At 69.8% G+C, this 1,373-nt stretch carries 2 protein-coding genes; both read left to right on the top strand.

Annotation, left to right across the window (positions count from 1 at the left end; genetic code table 11):
• Nucleotides 1-57 precede the first annotated feature (57 nt).
• Nucleotides 58-933: an IS5 family transposase gene (locus tag Pta02_RS40755; RefSeq protein ID WP_203880409.1), complete on the top strand. Its 876-nt coding sequence runs from the start codon at nucleotides 58-60 to the stop codon at nucleotides 931-933.
• Nucleotides 934-1,019: 86 nt separating this feature from the next.
• Entirely contained in the window at nucleotides 1,020-1,349 is a 330-nt protein-coding gene (locus tag Pta02_RS40750; RefSeq protein ID WP_203880408.1) for a hypothetical protein, read from the top strand.
• Nucleotides 1,350-1,373 lie beyond the last annotated feature (24 nt).

The following is a 1,373-nucleotide window of genomic DNA, read 5'->3' as shown; positions in this document are numbered from 1 at the left end:
TAGGGTCTGTTTCAGAAGTCGATCACACGACGGTCCCCGCTGACGGATGATCTCTGCGTGGCTCGTGGTGATCTGTCCGATGCGCAGTGGGCGGTGCTGGAACCTCTGCTGCCGGAGGGCGTGAGGTCCGGCCGTCCGGTGGTGTGGTCCAAGCGTCGCCTGATTGACGGCATCCGCTGGCGGGTACGGACCGGCGCCCCCTGGCGCGACGTGCCCGCGCGGTATGGGCCCTGGCAGACGGTCTACGGCCTGTTCCGGCGCTGGCAGCGGGCCGGAGTGTGGGCGCGTATCGTGACCGCGCTGCAAACCCGGGCCGATGCCGCCGGGCTGATCACCTGGGACGTCAGCGTGGACTCCACCATCTGCCGGGCCCACCAGCACGCGGCCGGAGCTCGCCGCGATGGCGCCGCGCAACTCGAGTCGCCCGGCGGACTGACCTGCGAGCCGGACGATCACGCGCTGGGCCGGTCCCGGGGCGGGTTGACCACCAAGATTCATCTGGCCTGCGAGCAGCGGCAAAAACCGCTGGCCGTGGTGCTCACCGCGGGCCAGCGCGGGGACGCACCGCAGTTTCACGCCGTGCTGGAGCGCATCCGCGTCCCCCGGCCCGGACCCGGCCGCCCCCGCACCCGCCCGGACCGCATCCGCGCTGACAAGGCCTACTCCTCACGGGCCATCCGCTTCTACCTGCGCCGACGCGGTATCCGCGCCACGATCCCGCAGCCGGCCGATCAGGTCCGCCACCGCCGCAAGCGGGGCTCGGCCGGAGGTCGGCCACCGGCCTTCGATGCCGAGGACTACAAGGCCCGGCACGCGGTCGAGTGCGGCATCAACCGGCTCAAGCGCCACCGGGCGGTGGCCACCCGCTATGACAAGCTCGCCGTGCGCTACGAGGCCACCGTCCAGGTCGCGGTGATCGGCGAGTGGCTGTGAGCCGCCCGCTGCCGCCTTCGGCCCGGCCCGGTGGCGTGCGATGCTGAGGCGTTGCTGACCAGACGGCCGCTGCGAGGACCTCCGCCATGACCGACCAAGTGATCTACTACCGGGCCGAGACCGAAGATGGCCGCTTCGTCGACAACCCCTCCGAAGACACCATCTACATGCTGTTGGAAGAGTTGGATCTGACCGGCAACACCTTTGTGACGATCGAACCGGTGGAGGACGACCCGGCCTGGTACGTCTCGATCTCCCTGCTGGCCGAGGGCACCTACGAGGTGGAGTACCGCGACGCCCTCCGCCATGAGCACCGGCTCACCACCGAGACCGATCGCAGCGATATCGCACGCGAGGCCACCATCTGGATGGCCAGGCCGTATCGCGGCCAGCCACGGCAGCGATCCACCACCTGAACCGACTTCTGAAACAGACCCTAG

This window comes from Paraplanobispora takensis (assembly GCF_016863195.1).
GTDB classification, from domain to species: domain Bacteria; phylum Actinomycetota; class Actinomycetes; order Streptosporangiales; family Streptosporangiaceae; genus Planobispora; species Planobispora takensis.
This window is presented reverse-complemented; position numbering and strand designations above follow the sequence as displayed.

Excerpts from the sequence above, each read along its gene's own strand:
- Pta02_RS40750 (WP_203880408.1), top strand. The coding sequence starts at position 1,020 with ATGACCGACCAAGTGATCTACTACCGGGCCGAGACCGAAGATGGCCGC.